Raw genomic sequence first — 16,429 nt, forward strand, 5'->3', positions numbered from 1 at the left:
ATGGCTCGATCGGCGGATCTCGGCCGGCTCAGTCGTCGGGAGCGGCAGATCATGGAAGCGCTCTACCTGCATGGGGAAGCGACCGCAGATGGAGTGTGTGAGGTCCTCCCCGACGAGCCCGGCCTCGACTCGGTGCGCGTCACGCTCCGGAACCTCGAAAAGAAGGGGTACGTCCACGTCGAGCGCTCGGGCACGCTCAATCGCTACCGTCCGCGGGTGCCCCGGGCGCAGGCGCGGCGTTCAGCGTTGCAGGACCTGGTCACGACGTTCTTCGGCGGCTCGTCCGCCAACGCCATGCTGGCGCTGTTGGACCTCCCGAGCGAGGGCCTCACGGACGAGCAGCTCGCCGAGCTTTCCCGGCGCATCGAGGCGACCCGCAAGGAGCGTCACCCATGAGTGCCTTCCTGTGGGCCGGGCTGTTGCTCAAGAGCGCGGTCCTGGTCGCGCTCGCGAGCATGTTGGGAAGGAGCTCGCGGCAGGCCTCCGCCGCCACGCACCATGCCGTTTGGACGGGGCTCGTCATCGCAGTGCTGTCGTTGCCGGCCATCCAGGCAATGGCACCGCGCTGGGACGTTCCCCTGACCTCGGTCCTGCCGCTCCAGTCGCTCGCCGGGGCCACACAGGTCGCGCTCGGCGTCTGGGCCGTAGGGTTCCTGTTGGCGGCGGGCCGGTTGTTCCTCGACCTCTTCCGCGTTTCCATGGTGTCGCACTACGGCAGCCGACCCGCATCCGCTGATACCCAAGCGCTCTGCGATACGCTGCGTCGCTCGATGGGAATCGGGCGAGCGGTGGAGGTGCTGGAGTCCCGCTTCGTGCGGGTCCCCGCCGCGTGGGGCCTGCGGCGACCGGTCGTACTGCTCCCCGAGGGTGCGGAGACCTGGCCCCGCGAGCGGCTGCAACTCGCGCTCCTTCACGAACTCGCGCACGTGCGTCGCGGCGACTACGGTGTGCACCTCGCTTCGGAGTTGATCTGGGCGGCGCAGTGGTTCAATCCCCTGGCCTGGCGGGCGCGCCGCACGGTTCGCTGCGTTCAGGAGCGCGCCTGCGACGACTTCGTCACCCGGTCCTCCGTCGATCCGTTGCGCTACGCGGAAGTGCTGCTCTCGATCGCAAGCAGCGCGGGGCGAGCGCCGCGCGCCTCCCTGCACATGTCAGGCGCCGAGGCCCTGTCGGAACGGATCGGCGCCCTCCTCCGTCCCGAGCGCAACGACGGACCCGCCTCCCTGGGGCAGGTCGCGGCGGCCTGGACCGTGCTCGCGGGCATCACCGTGTGCCTGAGCGGCGCCACCTGGGGCGCGCGGGCAGAACAAGACGACGTGTTGGCCACCTGGGAGCTCGCGTCCTCGGAGTCGCCCCGGGCACTGCGCGCCCTCGTCGATCGCACTCGCGCGCCCGATGCGGCCGTGCGCTCGGCAGCCTTGCTGGCACTCGGTCACGGCGGGCACGCCCAGGCCCGGGTGGCACTGGAGGCCGGGCTGAACGACGAAGCGGCCCGTGCGCGAGAGTCCGCGGTGTTGGGCCTCTCCTGGCTCGGGGGGCCCGCCGGGCTGGAGGCGGCGCTCCGCGGTCTGGGCGATGGCGACCCGGGCGTGCGCTCCGTGGCGGTCTGGGCCTTGGGAAGGCTCGGCGGCGCCCAGGCCCGCACCGCCCTCCTCGAGGTCGCAGCCAACGACGCCGACGCGCACAATCGCCAGATGGCGGTGGGGGGCCTCGCCGAGCTCGGCGGAGCTGGCGTGTTGGCCAGCTTGCAGGAGCGCCTCCGCACAGGCTCTCCGGACGCGCGTGCCGACGCTGCCTTCGCGCTGGGCGAGCTCGGGGATTCTCGAGCGTTCACAGCGCTCGCGCGTGCGCTCACCGACGATCCGGAGCCGGGAGTACGGCAGACCGCTGCGACCGCGCTGCGGTTGCTGGGCGACCCCCGTGCGTTGACGGCGTGGACGACCGCCATGCAGGACCCGCACATGAGGGTGCGCCTCGCGGCGCTGCGGGCGCTGGCGGAACGGCCCGAGCCCGAGGCGCGGACCGCGCTGCTCATGGCTCTACAGGACCCCGAGCACATGGTGCGGATCAACGCCGCGCTCGAGTTGGGGGAGCGGCGGTGAGCGCGCTGGCGCGACGCGCGTTCCTGGGAAGACTGGGCGGAGCCTTGCTCGCTCCGACGGTGTCTGCCCGCATTCGGCCGGAGCAGGGTGTGGCCGCAGCCGGTACCGCACCGGACGACTGGGGGAGGATCCAGGACGCGTTCGACCTCGATCGGTCGGCCACCTACCTCAATTGCGCCAGCATCGGATCCGCTCCTCGGTCGGTGCAGCGTGCGGTGGCTACCGACGCCGAGTTCGCGAATCGCCTCCCCTCACGGCATACCTGGTCGGTGTTGGAGCCGGGGCAGGAGCGGGTGCGCTCCGACCTGGCCCGCGCACTCGGCGCGACCCCCGAAGAGATCGCGCTGACGCGCAACGCCACGGAGGCACTGGAACTCGTCCAAATGGGCCTCGAGCTGCAACGGGGCGACGAGGTGCTGACCACCGATCAGGACTTCTTCCGCATGCTGTATGCCTGGAAGCAGCGCGAGCGTCGTGACGGAATCGTCCTACGAACCATCTCTCCCCCTGCTCGCGTGACCGATCCCGGCGAGTTGCTTCACATCTTCTCACGGGCGTTGACCGACCGCACGCGGATCCTGCTCTTCTGCCACGTCAACAACCTCTCCGGGCAGATCTACCCGGCGCGCGAGATCTGCGAGCTCGCCCGCCAGCGAGGCGTGCAGACCCTCGTCGACGGCGCCCAGGCGTTCGCGCACGTGCCGGTGGACGTGACCGAGCTCGGCTGCGACTACTATGGCGGCTCGCTGCACAAGTACGCGCTCGCGCCCCTGGGCACGGGCTTCCTCTACGTGCGGCAGGACCGGATCCAGTCCCTTTGGCCCCTGCTGGCCTCCGATCCGGATCGTGCCGCCGACATCCGCAAGCTCGAAGAGATCGGCACGCACCCTGCCGCCGGCCACAACGCCGTGGCGGAAGCGCTCCGCTTCCGCAGTGCACTCGGGCCCGATCGCATCGCCGCCCGTCTGCGCGAGCTGACCGTGCGCTGGACGGACGTGCTCGCCGATCGGCCGGGAGTCCGGTTCTGTGCCGAGCCGGGCCCGCCCCATACCGCCGCCATCGCCACCGTCGGTCTGGAGGGATGGCCTCCCCGCGAGTTGGCCGACCGACTCTGGGAGGATGCGCGGATCGTGGTGCGCCCGATCCAGCACGCAGCCGTGCAAGGCGTGCGCATCAGCCCGCACGTCTACAACACGACCGATGAGATCGACCTTCTCACCCACACTCTGGAACACCTTCTCGAAGAACGGAGACCTGCATGAACGCGCTCGCATACAGACGGGCCCGCCACGGCGCGGTGCTCGCCCTGTTCCTTGGCCTCATTCCGGCAGCCCTCCACGCCCAGACACCGGTCCTGGTCTCCGCGGATTGGCTGCAGCAGCATCGCTCCGACCCGGGGTTGGTCGTCCTCCAGGCCGCCATGGGGCACGACCGGCTCCCCACCGAGTGGATCGCGGGCTCGCGCTTCCTGGACTACATGGTCTTCGCAGATACGGCGGATGGGCTCTCCACCCAGATCCAGCCCGTTGAGGGCATGGTCGGCGCCCTGCGCGCAGCCGGCGTCTCCAACGACACGCGCGTGATCCTGTACGGCAATCCGCTGCTCGCGGCTCGCCTCTACATGACGTTGGACTACCTGGGTCACGCCGCCCAGACGTCGTACCTGGACGGCGGCCTGGCGGCCTGGAAGGCCATCGGCGGCAGCGTCGCGGACGCACCCGCCACCGCGTCCGCACCGGGCACCTTCCGACCCGCCGTCCGCACCGACCTCGTGGTGGACGCCGCCTGGATCGCAGCTCGTCTCGACGACCCGTCGGTGACGATCATCGATGCTCGCCCCGAGGACGAGTACACCGGCGCTCGCACGCCCGGCGACCTGCGACCCGGTCACATCCCCGGTGCCTACAACCTGTACTGGGAGGACCTGATCGAGTCGCGAGACACCCCGGTGCTGAAGGCCCTGGAGCAGGTGAGGGCCCGGTATCAGGCCTCGGGAGCCGCGCCCGCGAGCACGGTGGTCAGCTACTGCTACATCGGGATGCGAGCGAGCTACGCCTACATGATCTCGAAGCACCTGGGATTCCAGGCGCGCTTCTACGACGGATCCTGGGACGACTGGGCCCGCCGCACGGATCTTCCCGCCGTGGAGGGCTCGGCGCGGCGCTGAGCAGCAGGGGGTCCGGGCACGCTGGCCCGGGCCCCCGCGTTCGGGTCAGAGACGCCCGTCGGCCACGGCCCGCACGATGTCGAAGGCCGTGACGATCCCGATCAACTCTTCTCCATCCAGCACCAACGCCCGGTGCGCGTGATGGTCCGCCATGATCCGCGCCGCGTCGGAGAGCGACATCTGCGGTTCGACCGTGTACTGATCCGAGGTCATGATCTCTTCGACCGTACGCTCGTCGAGGTCATCGGAGCGACCGAGCAGAAACTCCAACTCCACATCGCTGAGTAGTCGTCCCAGATCGCGATAGTACGCGTTGCCTCGCCGCTCGGCCTGATCGAGCACGCGCTGGCGTTCGTCATCCTCATCGGTGGCGGCCCGGAGGATGTCGGTCGCGGAAACCACCCCCAATACCCGACCTCGGCTGTCCACGACCGGCGCTCCCGAGATCTCGGACTCCGAAAGCAAGCGGGCCAGGTCTCTGAGGGAAGATCGTGGGGACACGGTGATGACCTCACGTTGCATCACGTCGGCCACGTGGCTCATGGTCTCATTCCCGATCATCCGATTGGTAGCCATGCTTCCTCCTCAGCGAACCGCCGCAACCGCAAACCGCAACACGGCGCCCACGCCTTCGGTCTCCTGATCCAGACGTTCCGACGCCTCTCCGTCGAGCATCTCCACATCCCCGCCCTGGTCGAGCGCCAGGTCGACCAACCGGTTGGCCTCCTGCAGCCGCTCCCGGTAGAAGCGTTGCGACAGCAGCAGGACATCCACCGCGCCTTCACCCAGGGCGCGCCAGGTGTCGTCCAGGCCCAAGGCCGCCCGCCCCCGCGAGCGTCCATCCTCCAGCCAACCGCCCACGCGGCGCTGCGAGCGTTCAGCCCAGGCACTGGTGCGCGCTGCCTCCAGACGCTGCTTCAGTTCGGTTGCGGGCATCCGCAGGTACAGGTCACCGAGCAGCTGGGCGTCGTCGCGCAACTCGGCGGGTAGCGCCTGCCTCAACGCATGGGCGACATGGTCGTCACCCCCGATGAAGATGGGCACCACTTCGGCCCCCACCGCCTCACGCACCGGCTCCACCAGCTCGCGCACCAGGCGCTCGGTCGCCTCGACGATTCCATAGTGCGCCGCTTCATGCGAGGTCTGGCCACGCATGCCCGAGTGGGTGGCGGCACGCTTGCGAACGCCGACCTCGTTCAGGTCACCGAGCGAACGGTCGGCGGTGTGATCATGGGTCTCCGTCAACGCACCGTCCTCGTAGCGGAAGACCCTCGCGTGCCGGTGATCGACCAGGACGGCCACAAAGGGACGACTGTAGCTACGGGCCGCGGCCAGGGGGGCCAGGCAGGGTGAGCGTTCCCAGCCTGCGAACGCCGGAACCGCAGCCGGCAACGCGGCCGCGTGGATCACCCGCTCCGGACTGGCGAAGCCGACCCACCCGGGAGCGCCCAGGAAGCTCTCGCGGGATGGAAGCTCGCCCAGCAGGCGGGTCCACGCCGCGTCGAAACCCGCCACCTCCACGGGGGTCTGCTCCTCGAGGCGCTTGCGCTCCGCACGCACTTCCTGATCCAGCCGCAGGAACCAGGCTCCTTGTGCCGCCGGATCGCGATCTCCGCCCGAAGCATAGACGCTCAACACTCCCTGCACTCCGGACGCCCCACGAAGCCGCACCAACTCAGCGCGATCGAACATGGAACCCTCCTCCGCCGAATCCGCTGCGTTCCACCTCCATTGCGAATCTCGGCGTGCGGGCGGTAGGGCGCGGTCGGAGATTCCCCCACGTGCAGTGTGCGGAAGAGCCCGCCTACCCCCAGCGCCCGGAGTCGACGGTCCGGAGGGGCCGCTGAGACTCAGGAAGACGCGATGGAGCGCCGGATCATCTCCAGCCCGAGGTCGAGGTGTCGACGGTGCGTCCGGAAGGAGAGCACGGCGCAGCGAAGCCACACGTCGCCATCGATGATCGTCGACGAGAAGAACACGCGACCATCGGCGTGCAGCGCGCGTGTCAGTCTTCGGGTGGCCTCATCTGCATCCCCACCCTCGGGGGCATGGCGGAAGCAGCAGACCGAGAGCGCGGGCGGCCCCGCGACCTCGATTCCGGGAATCTCCTGGACCCGGTCGTGGAAATAGCGCGCCAACGCGAGCTTCTCGGCGAGCGCCGCGCGAAAGGGTGCCAGGCCGAACACCTGGAGAGGCAGCCACATGCGAAGGCCCCGAAAGGGCCGGGTCAGCTCCGGTGAGTACTGCGCGGGCGAGGGCTCCGCCTCTGCTTCCTCGGCATCGCGCATATACGCCGCCTCGTAGGCGAAGGCCTCGCGGAGTGTGCGACCCTGGCGGACCACCAGGGCCCCCGAACCATAGGGCAGGAAGAGCCCCTTGTGGGGGTCGAGCACGATCGAGTCCGCCCGTTCCAGGCCCGCGAAGCGCTCGCGCAAACCATCGACCAGAAGGAAGAACCCCCCATAGGCGGCGTCCACATGGAGCCACAACGCCTCCCGCTCCGCGAGGGTCGCGAGATCCGCCAGGGGATCGATGGCGCCCGTGTCGGTGGTGCCTGCGCTGGCGACGACCAGGAAGGGGCGCAGCCCCCTGGCGCGATCCTCGTGGATCATACGCGTGAGCGCTCTGACGTCCATACGCCAGCGCTGGTCCAGCGGAACGCTTCTGCGGGGTGCCTGGCCCAGGCCCGCGATCCGAAGCGCCTTCTCCACGCAGTGGTGGGTCTGGGTGGTGCGATAGATCACCGCGCGCTCGAGGTCAGCGCCCCGCAGAGCGGCGGCCTCCCGCGCGGCAACCACCGCGCTCAGATTGGCGATCGATCCGCCGGACGTGAGGTCTCCCCACGCCTCCCCCGAGTACCCGACCAGATCGCACATCCAGCGGATCAGGCGGTTCTCGATCCGCGTGGCGCTCGGCCCCGCGTAGGCGATGCCGGAGTAGCGGTTCTCGATGTCGGCCAGGAAGTCCGCGAGCGCCGAAGGGAAGAGCCCCCCGCCCGGGATGTAGCCGAGGTGCCCGCCGGACGCTGGGTTGATCCCCGGGCGATCCGCCCGACGCAGCACGTCCAGCACCGCCTGCAGCGCCGTACCCTCCTCCGTGAAGGGCAGCGCGTTCACCTCCAGGCTGGGATCCGGCTGGGGCGTGGACACGAAGGTCGGAGCATCGTCGAGCTCGGCCAGAAAGCGCTCGGCATGCGCCACGACCGCTTCGGTCCAGCCGGCCCGCTCGTTCGGACCGGGCTCCAGGGCTCGGGCCTCGTCCTCCAGATGTGCGAGGTGAGCCCAGGAATCGCTGGTCGTCGAACGGGAAGGCAGGCGCATCGGGCTGTCTGCTGGAGATCACTCGCCGGAGAAGTGGCGCCCAACTTCTGGCGGCACGGGAGCCGGGGCAACCCGGGAGGGCCAGGCCCCCGATCCAGCGAGTGTTAGGGGCGCGACGTCAGCCGCTCGAGCACCTGGCGCGCCATCGCGGCCGCGCCACCGTCCGCAGGCACCAGACGAAGATCAGGGGCCTGCGGCGCCTCATAGGGGTCATCGATCCCCGTCATCCCGGTGATCTCGCCCGCTCTCGCACGTCTGTAGAGGCCCTTCGGGTCGCGGGCTTCACACACCTCGAGCGGCGTGTCCACGAAGACCTCCAGGAAGGGGAGTCGAGCCGCATCGTGCAGCGCGCGAGCTTCGGCGCGGCCCGCCTGATAGGGGCTGATGATCGGCACCAGCACCACGATCCCCGCATCCGCCATCAGCCGGGCGACCTCGGCGACGCGTCGCACGTTCTCCCGACGATCCTCCGCCGAGAATCCGAGGTCCCGGTTCAGACCGTGGCGCACGTTGTCACCATCCAGCCGGTAGCAGGGCCGGCCCGCCTCCACCAGGAGCCGCTCCAGCTCGGCGGCCACCGTGGATTTGCCGGATCCGCTCAGACCCGTCAGCCACACGGTCCCCCCTTCCACCCCCGCGCGGGCCCAGCGCTCCTCCCGGGGGAGCAGCCCTTCGTGCCAGACCACGTTGGGAGAGACGCCCCCCGGCGTGGCGGGCTGGCTCATGAGTCGGCGGGCCCGATGATCATGCCGGCGCCCACGGTATTCATGGTGCTTTCGTCCACCAGAATGAAGCTGCCCGTGGTCCGGTTGCGGCGATACTCGTCGAAGAACAGGGGCTGCGTGACCCGGAGCTGCACGCGTCCGATCTCGTTCAAGGTGAGGCTGGTGGCGGATTCGTCGCGGCTGAGCGTGTTGATGTCGAGCCGGTAGTGGAAGTCCTTGACCATGGCCCGGGCCCAGCGGGTGGTGTGCTTGATCGCGAGCTTGGCGCCACGGGTCAGCGTGGAACGCTCGCTCATCCAACAGACCATCGCATCGAGATCCTGGCCGACATGAGGCTGGTTGCGCGGCCGACACAGCATGTCCCCGCGGCTGACGTCCAGGTTGTCGGCGAGGCGGATGGCCACCGACATGGGCGGCAGGGCCTCGTCCACCGGTCCCTCGAAGGTGTCGACCGAAGCGATCGTGGAGGTGAATCCCGACGGCAGCACCATCACTTCCTCACCCGGTCGGAACTTGCCGCCGGCCACGGTGCCCGCCAGCCCCCGGTAGTCGTGGTACTCGTCGCTGTAGGGGCGCAGCACGTACTGCACGGGGAAGCGTGGGTCGATGAGGTTGCGGTCGGAGGCGACGTGCACGTGCTCCAGGTGATAGAGGAGCGACGACCCCTGGTACCAGGGCATCTTCTCGGACCGCTCCACCACATTGTCCCCATGCAGCGCGCTGATGGGAATGAAGGTAACGTCGGTCACGTCCAGCTTGCGGGCGAAGTCCTTGAAGTCCTCCACGACCTTCTCGAACGCGTCCTGCTCGTAGCCGACCAGATCCATCTTGTTGACGCAGACCACCAGGTGGGGGATCCGGAGCAACGAAGACAGGAACGAGTGGCGCTTGGATTGCTCGACCACACCGTTGCGCGCGTCGATCAGGATGAGGGCCAGGTCGGCGGTGGACGCGCCGGTCACCATGTTGCGCGTATACTGGATGTGGCCAGGCGTATCCGCGATGATGAACTTCCGACGCGGTGTCGCGAAGTAGCGGTACGCGACGTCGATCGTGATGCCCTGCTCCCGCTCGGCGCGCAGGCCGTCGGTGAGGAGCGCCAGATTGACGTACTCGGACCCCATCTGGATCGAGGTCCGCTCCACCGCATCCAGCTGGTCTTCGAAGACCGACTTCGAGTCGTACAGCAGCCGCCCGATGAGCGTGGACTTCCCGTCGTCGACGCTGCCGGCAGTAGCGAAGCGCAGCAGCTCCATCAGAAGTATCCCTCTTTCTTGCGGTCTTCCATCCCGGCTTCGGAGATGCGGTCGTCGGCCCGGGTGGCGCCTCGCTCTGTGATTCGGGTCACAGCGACCTCGGCGAGCACCTTCTCGATCGTGTCGGCTTCGCTCTCCACGGCCCCCGTGCAGGAGGCATCCCCCACGGTGCGGAAGCGGACCTGGCGCTCTTCGACGGATTCACCGTCCATCAGCGTCAGGAAGCGCGTCTCGGCCAGCCACATGTTGTCGCGGCGTATCACCCGGCGCCGGTGGGCATAGTAGATGAGCGGGAGCTCGATCTCCTCGGCGGCGATGTACTGCCAGATGTCCAGCTCGGTCCAGTTGGAGATGGGGAACACCCGGATATGCTCGCCCCGACGGATGCGACCGTTGTACAGATTCCACAGTTCGGGGCGTTGATTCTTCGGGTCCCACTGACCGAACTCGTCGCGGAAGGAGAAGACTCGCTCCTTGGCGCGAGCCTTGTCCTCGTCCCGGCGGGCCCCCCCGAAGACGGCGTCGAAGCGATGCTCCTCGATGGTGCGGAGCAGCGTCGTCGTCTGGAGGCGGTTGCGGCTGGCCCGAGGGCCCGTCTCCTCGGTCACCCGCCCCGTGTCGATGTCCTCCTGCACGCTTCCGACCACCAGGCGCACGCCCAATTCGGCAGCGCGCCGGTTCCGGAACTCGATGACCTCGTCGAAGTTGTGCCCGGTATCGATGTGGACCACCGGGAAAGGGACCTTGCAGGGCCAGAAGGCCTTCTGGGCGATGTGAAGCATCACGACCGAGTCCTTGCCCCCGGAAAAGAGCAGGGCTGGCCGCTCGAATTCCGCCGCCACCTCACGCATGATGTGGATGGACTCGGCTTCGAGCTCGGTCAGATTGGTCGAGGTGACTGGCAGATTCATGGCGCTTGGGCGAGCCAAGGTCGGGGAGCAGGCGGGCCACAACCTTAGCGGGGGTCGCGTGTCCCGCAAACGGGCGCGGACCCCCTGCTCTGCAGGACCCGCGCCAGGGGTACCGGCGGGGCCCGCCCGAGGTCCCGTCCCCCTGAGGACGCGCCGAATGGCCCCGGGGGCGGCCAGGGCCTGGGGCCTGAGCGGGCGCGCCCGCAGGTGGGGCCTGCCCGGCCCTCCGCGCCGGCTCCCCGGCGGGCCCTACTCCGTCAGAGCCTCGAAGCGACCCGTATCCCGGTTCTTGCGCACGTTGTCCCAGGGGAAGACCCGCCCGTTCATGGCCACGAACACGCCTGGGGGAAGGACCTGCACGAAGGAGAGGGCGCTTCCGAGATTGAAGAGCCCGTCGGAGCTGCCGAAGGCCCAGGGCACCATGGCGCCGGTCAGGACCACGGTCTTCTCCCCCACTTCCTGGGCCAGGACCGCGGCGGTCTGCACCATCGTGTCCGTGCCGTGCGTGACCACCACGCAGCGCTCCGGACACTCCAGGACGCGGCCGCGAATCCCCGAGCGGTCTTCGGCGGTCATCTCGAGGCTGTCGATCATCATGAGCGTCTCCACCGCCACATCCAGTCGGCAGCGGCCGAGCTTCAGCATTTCGGGGAGATGCGTCTCGCGGAAATAGAGCACTCCGCGGATCTCGTCGTACTCCTTGTCGAACGTGCCGCCCGTGACGAACACGCGGATCGTCATTCCTTCCAGCCTCCGCTTGGGATGGCCAGGACGGGAACGTCCCGGAGCAGACGGGTCAAGGGGGTAGCCAGGCTCGAGCAGAAGCTCCCCTGGCGCGGCCGCTCGGCCTCCGACACCGTAGGGCACCACATTCGAGCCAGCCCGAGGCAGCGGACATGCGCATCCTGGTGTTCAGTGACCTGCACTGCGACGAGCGCGCCGCGCGCGCGCTGGTCGAACGTGCTCCGGACGCCGATCTGCTTCTGGCAGCAGGAGACTTCGCGGTCATGCGGCAGGGGCTCCAGCCGCTCATCGATGTCCTGCACGCCATCGAGACTCCCACGATCCTCGTGCCCGGGAACGGCGAGAGCGACGTGGAGCTCCGCGCTGCCTGCTCGGGTTGGACAGCTGCGCGGGTCCTGCACGGAGAGGGCACGCACGCGGCGGGCGTGGAGGTCTTCGGCATCGGAGGTGGTATTCCGGTGACGCCCTTCGGCCCTTGGAGCTTCGACCTGAGCGAAGACGAGGCGCGGACCCGTCTGGTGGACTGCCCAGCGGGGGCGCTGCTGGTCTCCCACTCCCCGCCCTTCGGTCATGCGGATACGGACGGCAGTGGCCGCTCGCTGGGAAGCCGGGCGGTTCTGGAGGCCGCCGAGCGTGTGCAGGGACCTCTGCTGGTGTGCGGCCACATCCATGCATCTTGGGGCGTGGAATCGCAGATCGGGCCTACGCGCGTGATCAACGCGGGGCCCGCGGGAAGGTGGGTCGAGCTGGAGGTCTAGACGACCGTGGTCGGCGAGGCGCTTGCGACAGCCGAGCTCGTACGGGAGCTGAGCCGTCCCGAGGCGTACCCTCACGCCACTCCGGGCCTGGCGGTCGTCGAAACCCACATCTCCATCGTCTTCCTGGCCGGGGACTTCGTGTACAAGGTCAAGAAGCCTCTCGACCTGGGGTTCCTCGACTTCCGCACGCTCGAGTCGCGCCGTCATTTCTGCGAAGAGGAGGTGCGCCTGAACGCGCGCCTGGCGCCCGACGTGTACCTCGGCGTGGTGACCATCGTGCGCGGGCCGCGTGGGCTCCGCGTCGGCGGCCCCGGCACGCCGCTCGAGTTCGCAGTGCGCATGAAGCGGCTCCCCGCTGAGGCCACCCTCCTGGCGCGGCTGCAGCGGGGTCAGCTGGACGCGGCGCTCCTGACGCGCGTCGCGCACAGGCTGGCCCGCTTCCATGCCGAGGCGGCGGCAGGAGAGGAGATCGACGCGTACGGCGCGCTCGTCGTGGTCGCGCGCAACGCTCGCGAGAACTTCGAGCAAACCCGTCTGCACATCGGACACACCGTCCACGGCGAGGTCCACGAACGTGCGCGCGACCGTTCGGAGGAATGGCTGCAGGCATTGGGCGATCTGATCGAGGCGCGCGCGCGCGCGGGGGTCCCGCGCGACACGCACGGCGACCTTCATCTGCAGCACATCTACGTTCTGGAAGACCAGGCTCCGCCGGGCGACCTGGCCATCATCGACTGTATCGAGTTCAACGCCCGTTTCCGCTTCGCGGATCCGGTGGCAGACATGGCCTTCCTGACCATGGATCTGGTGTTCCGCGGCAGGGCCGACCTCGCCGAGCATTTCGTGCGGGAGTATTTCACTGCCCGCGACGACCCGGAGGGTGAATACCTCCTGCCGTTCTATCTCGCCTACCGCGCCCTCGTGCGCGCCAAGGTGGAGGGCATCCTGGCGCTGTCACCGGACGCTGCCGACGCTACGCGCAGCGCTGCCCGTCTCCGTGCACGCGCGTACTGGCTGCTGGCCCTGGGCGCCTTGGAAGCTCCGGAGGGCCGGCCCTGTCTCATCCTGGTCGGAGGTCTTCCGGGAACCGGCAAGTCGACGTTGGCCAGACTGCTCGCGGAGGCGGTAGACCTCAGTCCGATCTCGTCAGACCGGACCCGTAAGCGGCTGGCCGGCCTGGCGCCGGACCAGTCCGCCGCCGCGGAGTTCGGCGAGGGCATCTACGCCGCCGAGTGGTCGGAGAGGACCTACCAGGCCTGCCTGACCGACGCGACGGCGCTCCTGGAGCGTGGGGGGCGGGTCGTGGTGGACGCTTCCTTTCGGGAGGAACGGTGGCGGCGGGCCTTCCTGGACCGCGCCGAGGAGCTGGCCGTTCCGGCGCTCTTCCTCCACTGCCAGGCCTCCACGGAGGTGGTGCGGTACCGGATCATGGCCCGGCGCGGGGACGTCTCCGACGCGGATTGGTCCATCCACGAGGCGGCGGCCGCCCGTTGGGAAAGGCTGACCGACCACACGGAGCGGGTCGCCCAGGGGGTCCCCACCGACGGCACGCCCGAGCAGGTGCTGGCCTTGGCGCTCCGGCAGCTGCGCCAGCGTGGGCTGGCCGCGCAGCCGGGGGCCTCGACAGTTGCACCGCCCTCCGCGTAGACTCGACGCCGGTTGTCGTCACCTTCGGGATCTCGCCACCAGGAGGTCATCTGTGAGATCTACTCGTTCGACGCTCATGTCGGCGGCGCTGCTCGTTGCCGCAGCCGCCGCACCCCAGGGCGCAGCCGCCCAGCAGGAGCAGGAGAAGCCCCCCCTGGCCGCCTATCGCGAATCGCTGATGGAAGGCCTCCAGTCACACAATGGCGCGTTGCGCGCGCTGGCCAGCGGCGCCGTGGAGTACCCCGGCCACGTGCTCGGTCACGCGGAAGCCATCAATCACATCGCGATGATGATGGCCGACGTCTTCCCGGAGGGCTCGATGGAGGGCTCACGGGCCAAGGCCGAGATCTGGCAGAACTGGAGCGATTTCGACAGCAAGCGCATGGACCTGGTCAACGCCTCCAACACGCTGATCGAAGCGGCCCGCGGCATGAACGCCGAGGCCATCGGCGAGGCGGCGCGAGCGGTGGGGCAGACCTGCCGAGGGTGCCACCAGACCTACCGGGCGCCCGCGAACTGACCGGATTCCGGAGTCTCATCCCACAGCCCCGCTTCGGCACCTGCCGGAGCGGGGTTTTTCTTGCGCGTCCTCCGGGCCCGCGTGACGGTGGCTCGCTGTTCGTGTAGGATGGCAGCTGGGTCGCAAAGCGACCCGGGCTGGGAGCGACCCACCGCAGAGGACGAGCCATGTGCCGAAACATCAAAACGCTCTTCAACTTCGATCCTCCCGCCCAGGACGAGGAGATCCGAGCCTCCGCCCTGCAGTTCGTGCGCAAGCTCAGTGGCTTCAACACGCCATCCAAGGCCAACCAGGAAGCATTCGACCGGGCCGTGGACGAGGTCTTCCGTTCAGCCCGCACGTTGATCGACTCCCTGGTGACGTCGGCGCCGGCGAAGGACCGGGAGGAAGAGGCCGCCAAGGCGCGGGCCCGCAATGCGCAGCGGTTCGGAGGGAGGGCTCCACGCGCGTCCGCGTCACCTCTGCAAGCGGGCGAAGCCTAGCGCATCCTTCGCGGCGGCCATCCCTGGCCCCCCGCTAATACGGCAACGGCGCCAGGTCCGGCTCCACCCACCCGCGTCGAGCCTCGACGGAGAACAGGACGGGACGGCTCCAGTAGCGGAGCAGCCAATCGGGGGAGCCCAGCGGGGAGGCCACCAGACGGTTGCAGATCCGGTGGAGAGGCTCGTCGGGAGCGGCGGCCGCGATCCAATGGGCCGCAGCCCGCAGGGACGCCCGGGTGATGGTCTCGTGGTACCCGCTGCTGTCGGTGTTCGCGGTCCCAGAGGACTCGTTGTAGCGGCGGATCAGCGCAGGCAGCACCCGCGCAGCGTCGAGCTCCGGTCGTTCTCGCAGCAGCCACAGCGCGGCGGCCCAATGCGCCGCGTGGGTCCACTGCGCGCGCGGCAGGTCGGCCGCCAGCAATCCCTTGCCGATGCGGGCCACCTCCTCGGCGCTCGCGAACCCCGCTGCAGCTGTCGAATCGGAGTCAGGCAACCCACGCCTCCGTGCGTGTCACGCAATGAGCCGGCTGGGGATCGAACCCAGGACCTACGGATTAAAAGTCCGTTGCTCTACCAGCTGAGCTACCGGCTCGCGGCCAGAAAGGTACCCCGAGCGCGCCCGGGACTCTAGATCCGCCCGAGGCGCGCATCATCTCCCCGAGGTGCGCGTCCGTGACTCATCCGCGCGCCCCCCGCCGCTTCGCGGCGCGCACTCACAGCTCCAGCTCGAGCTGCATCAGTCCGAACGTCATGCGGTGGTGCGGCGTGGGCCCGTGCACCTGGATGGCGTCGCGATGCTCCAGCGTCCCGTAGCCCACGTTGCTGTCCCAGCCGTACTCGGGATAGCGGTCGTGGAGCCGGCGCATCAGGCGGTCGCGCACCACCTTCGCGACGATGGACGCACACGCGATCGAATGGACCAGGCGATCGCCCTCGACCACCGCCTCGTGGGACCGGGAGAACCCCTTCATGGGCAGTCCATCGATGACCACGTGATCCGCGGCCCGCCCGAGCGCACGCTCCAACTGACGCAGCGCACGCTCCATGGCCGTGCGTGTGGCGATCAGGATGTTGTAGCGGTCGATCTCGCGCGGTGAGGCCGCCCCGATGCCCACGTAGGCACGTTCGAGCACCTGAGCGCTCAGCGCGTCGCGCGCGGCCTCGGCCAGCGCCTTCGAATCCGTGGCACCTTCGATGAACACGTCCACCGGCAAGACCACCGCGGCGGCGACCACGGGTCCCGCGAGGGGGCCCCGTCCAACCTCGTCCACGCCGGCCACCCGCAAAACACCGCGGCTCCAGAAGCCTCGCTCGTAGTCGAGCAGGCCCTGGAGCCGCTGTGCGTCCTCGGGTGCGGGCGCCGCACCCCGACGACCCGCGTGCGCTGCCATGGCGGCGCGGGCCGGGGCGTCAGGTAGCGCGCTTCTCCCGGATGCGCGCCGACTTCCCCTTACGCTCACGCAGGTAGTAGAGCTTCGCCCGCCGGACCACACCCTGGCGCACGACCTTGATGTCGGCGATCGAAGGGGAGTGCAGCGGGAACACGCGCTCGACGCCGACGCCGTTGGAGATCTTGCGGACCGTGAAGGTCTCGCCGACTCCACCACCCCGGCGCCCGATGCACACGCCCTCGAACCCCTGGATGCGCTCCTTCTGACCCTCGCGCACCCGGTAGTTCACCCGCACGGTGTCCCCGGGGAAGAACTCTGGGATGTCGTTCCTGAACTGTTCCTTCTCCAGAATGCTGATCAGGTCCGCCATCTTCCCTCCTCGACCAGAAGACCACCGGATCGGCTC

General features: G+C 69.1%; 18 protein-coding genes and 1 tRNA gene. 8 read left to right on the forward strand and 11 right to left on the reverse strand.

All coding sequences use genetic code 11. The annotated features are described in order from the left end of the window. The 4 genes from R3E10_06160 to R3E10_06175 are packed head-to-tail and all read left to right on the forward strand — an operon-like array spanning position 1 to position 4,269. Entirely contained in the window at positions 1–396 is a 396-nt protein-coding gene (locus R3E10_06160) for a BlaI/MecI/CopY family transcriptional regulator (protein ID MEZ4415319.1), read from the forward strand. Further along, positions 393–2,102: a M56 family metallopeptidase gene (locus R3E10_06165; GenBank protein MEZ4415320.1), complete on the forward strand. Its 1,710-nt coding sequence runs from the start codon at positions 393–395 to the stop codon at positions 2,100–2,102. Before R3E10_06160 ends, R3E10_06165 begins: the two co-directional genes overlap by 4 nt. Next, positions 2,099–3,364 carry an aminotransferase class V-fold PLP-dependent enzyme gene (locus R3E10_06170; GenBank protein MEZ4415321.1) on the forward strand — a complete coding sequence of 422 codons (1,266 nt, stop codon included), beginning with the start codon at positions 2,099–2,101 and terminating at the stop codon, positions 3,362–3,364. Before R3E10_06165 ends, R3E10_06170 begins: the two co-directional genes overlap by 4 nt. Next, entirely contained in the window at positions 3,361–4,269 is a 909-nt protein-coding gene (locus R3E10_06175; GenBank protein MEZ4415322.1) for a rhodanese-like domain-containing protein, read from the forward strand. The genes R3E10_06170 and R3E10_06175 overlap by 4 nt, the downstream gene beginning before the upstream one ends. A 45-nt stretch (positions 4,270–4,314) precedes the next feature. Here R3E10_06175 and R3E10_06180 read toward each other — a convergent pair whose 3' ends face one another. The 7 genes from R3E10_06180 to R3E10_06210 form a co-directional block, all read right to left on the reverse strand. Beyond that, a complete protein-coding gene (locus R3E10_06180) occupies positions 4,315–4,845 on the reverse strand; it encodes a CBS domain-containing protein (GenBank protein ID MEZ4415323.1) in 531 nt (176 codons plus the stop codon). Between the two features lie 9 nt (positions 4,846–4,854). Further along, the gene (locus R3E10_06185; protein MEZ4415324.1) at positions 4,855–5,961 is read right to left on the reverse strand and encodes a hypothetical protein; all 1,107 of its coding nucleotides are present in this window, start codon (positions 5,959–5,961) and stop codon (positions 4,855–4,857) included. 158 nt (positions 5,962–6,119) lie between these two features. Next, positions 6,120–7,589: an aminotransferase class I/II-fold pyridoxal phosphate-dependent enzyme gene (locus R3E10_06190; protein MEZ4415325.1), complete on the reverse strand. Its 1,470-nt coding sequence runs from the start codon at positions 7,587–7,589 to the stop codon at positions 6,120–6,122. Positions 7,590–7,693: 104 nt separating this feature from the next. Further along, entirely contained in the window at positions 7,694–8,314 is a 621-nt protein-coding gene (gene cysC, locus R3E10_06195; GenBank protein ID MEZ4415326.1) for an adenylyl-sulfate kinase, read from the reverse strand. Further along, positions 8,311–9,570 (reverse strand): GTP-binding protein, encoded by a 1,260-nt coding sequence (locus R3E10_06200; protein MEZ4415327.1) that lies wholly within the window; start codon positions 9,568–9,570, stop codon positions 8,311–8,313. The genes cysC and R3E10_06200 overlap by 4 nt, the downstream gene beginning before the upstream one ends. Further along, positions 9,570–10,481, reverse strand: coding sequence for a sulfate adenylyltransferase subunit CysD (cysD, locus tag R3E10_06205; protein MEZ4415328.1), 912 nt, complete (start codon positions 10,479–10,481; stop codon positions 9,570–9,572). Before cysD ends, R3E10_06200 begins: the two co-directional genes overlap by 1 nt. A gap of 249 nt (positions 10,482–10,730) precedes the next feature. Continuing rightward, positions 10,731–11,222, reverse strand: coding sequence for an asparaginase domain-containing protein (locus tag R3E10_06210; GenBank protein ID MEZ4415329.1), 492 nt, complete (start codon positions 11,220–11,222; stop codon positions 10,731–10,733). Positions 11,223–11,377: 155 nt separating this feature from the next. Here R3E10_06210 and R3E10_06215 point away from each other — a divergent pair, with 155 nt between their 5' ends. From R3E10_06215 to R3E10_06230, 4 genes are all read left to right on the forward strand, one after another. After that, the gene (locus R3E10_06215) at positions 11,378–11,983 is read left to right on the forward strand and encodes a metallophosphoesterase family protein (GenBank protein ID MEZ4415330.1); all 606 of its coding nucleotides are present in this window, start codon (positions 11,378–11,380) and stop codon (positions 11,981–11,983) included. Positions 11,984–11,989: 6 nt separating this feature from the next. After that, a complete protein-coding gene (locus R3E10_06220) occupies positions 11,990–13,630 on the forward strand; it encodes an AAA family ATPase (protein ID MEZ4415331.1) in 1,641 nt (546 codons plus the stop codon). A 52-nt stretch (positions 13,631–13,682) separates the two neighbouring features. After that, positions 13,683–14,150 (forward strand): cytochrome c, encoded by a 468-nt coding sequence (locus R3E10_06225; GenBank protein MEZ4415332.1) that lies wholly within the window; start codon positions 13,683–13,685, stop codon positions 14,148–14,150. Positions 14,151–14,317: 167 nt separating this feature from the next. Continuing rightward, on the forward strand, positions 14,318–14,632 hold the full coding sequence (locus R3E10_06230; GenBank protein MEZ4415333.1) for a DUF2277 domain-containing protein: 315 nt from the start codon (positions 14,318–14,320) through the stop codon (positions 14,630–14,632). 34 nt (positions 14,633–14,666) lie between these two features. Here R3E10_06230 and R3E10_06235 read toward each other — a convergent pair whose 3' ends face one another. From R3E10_06235 to rplS, 4 genes are all read right to left on the reverse strand, one after another. Continuing rightward, entirely contained in the window at positions 14,667–15,125 is a 459-nt protein-coding gene (locus tag R3E10_06235; GenBank protein MEZ4415334.1) for a hypothetical protein, read from the reverse strand. A 26-nt stretch (positions 15,126–15,151) separates the two neighbouring features. Then, a tRNA-Lys gene (locus R3E10_06240) sits at positions 15,152–15,224 on the reverse strand. 121 nt (positions 15,225–15,345) lie between these two features. Next, positions 15,346–16,023, reverse strand: coding sequence for a ribonuclease HII (locus R3E10_06245; GenBank protein MEZ4415335.1), 678 nt, complete (start codon positions 16,021–16,023; stop codon positions 15,346–15,348). A 19-nt stretch (positions 16,024–16,042) separates the two neighbouring features. Next, complete coding sequence (gene rplS, locus R3E10_06250) at positions 16,043–16,393, reverse strand: 50S ribosomal protein L19 (GenBank protein ID MEZ4415336.1); 351 nt, start codon at positions 16,391–16,393, stop codon at positions 16,043–16,045. Positions 16,394–16,429: the final 36 nt, after the last annotated feature.

It is taken from the genome of Gemmatimonadota bacterium (genome assembly GCA_041390105.1).
In the GTDB taxonomy this organism is placed as follows: domain Bacteria; phylum Gemmatimonadota; class Gemmatimonadetes; order Longimicrobiales; family Gaopeijiaceae; genus JAGQIF01.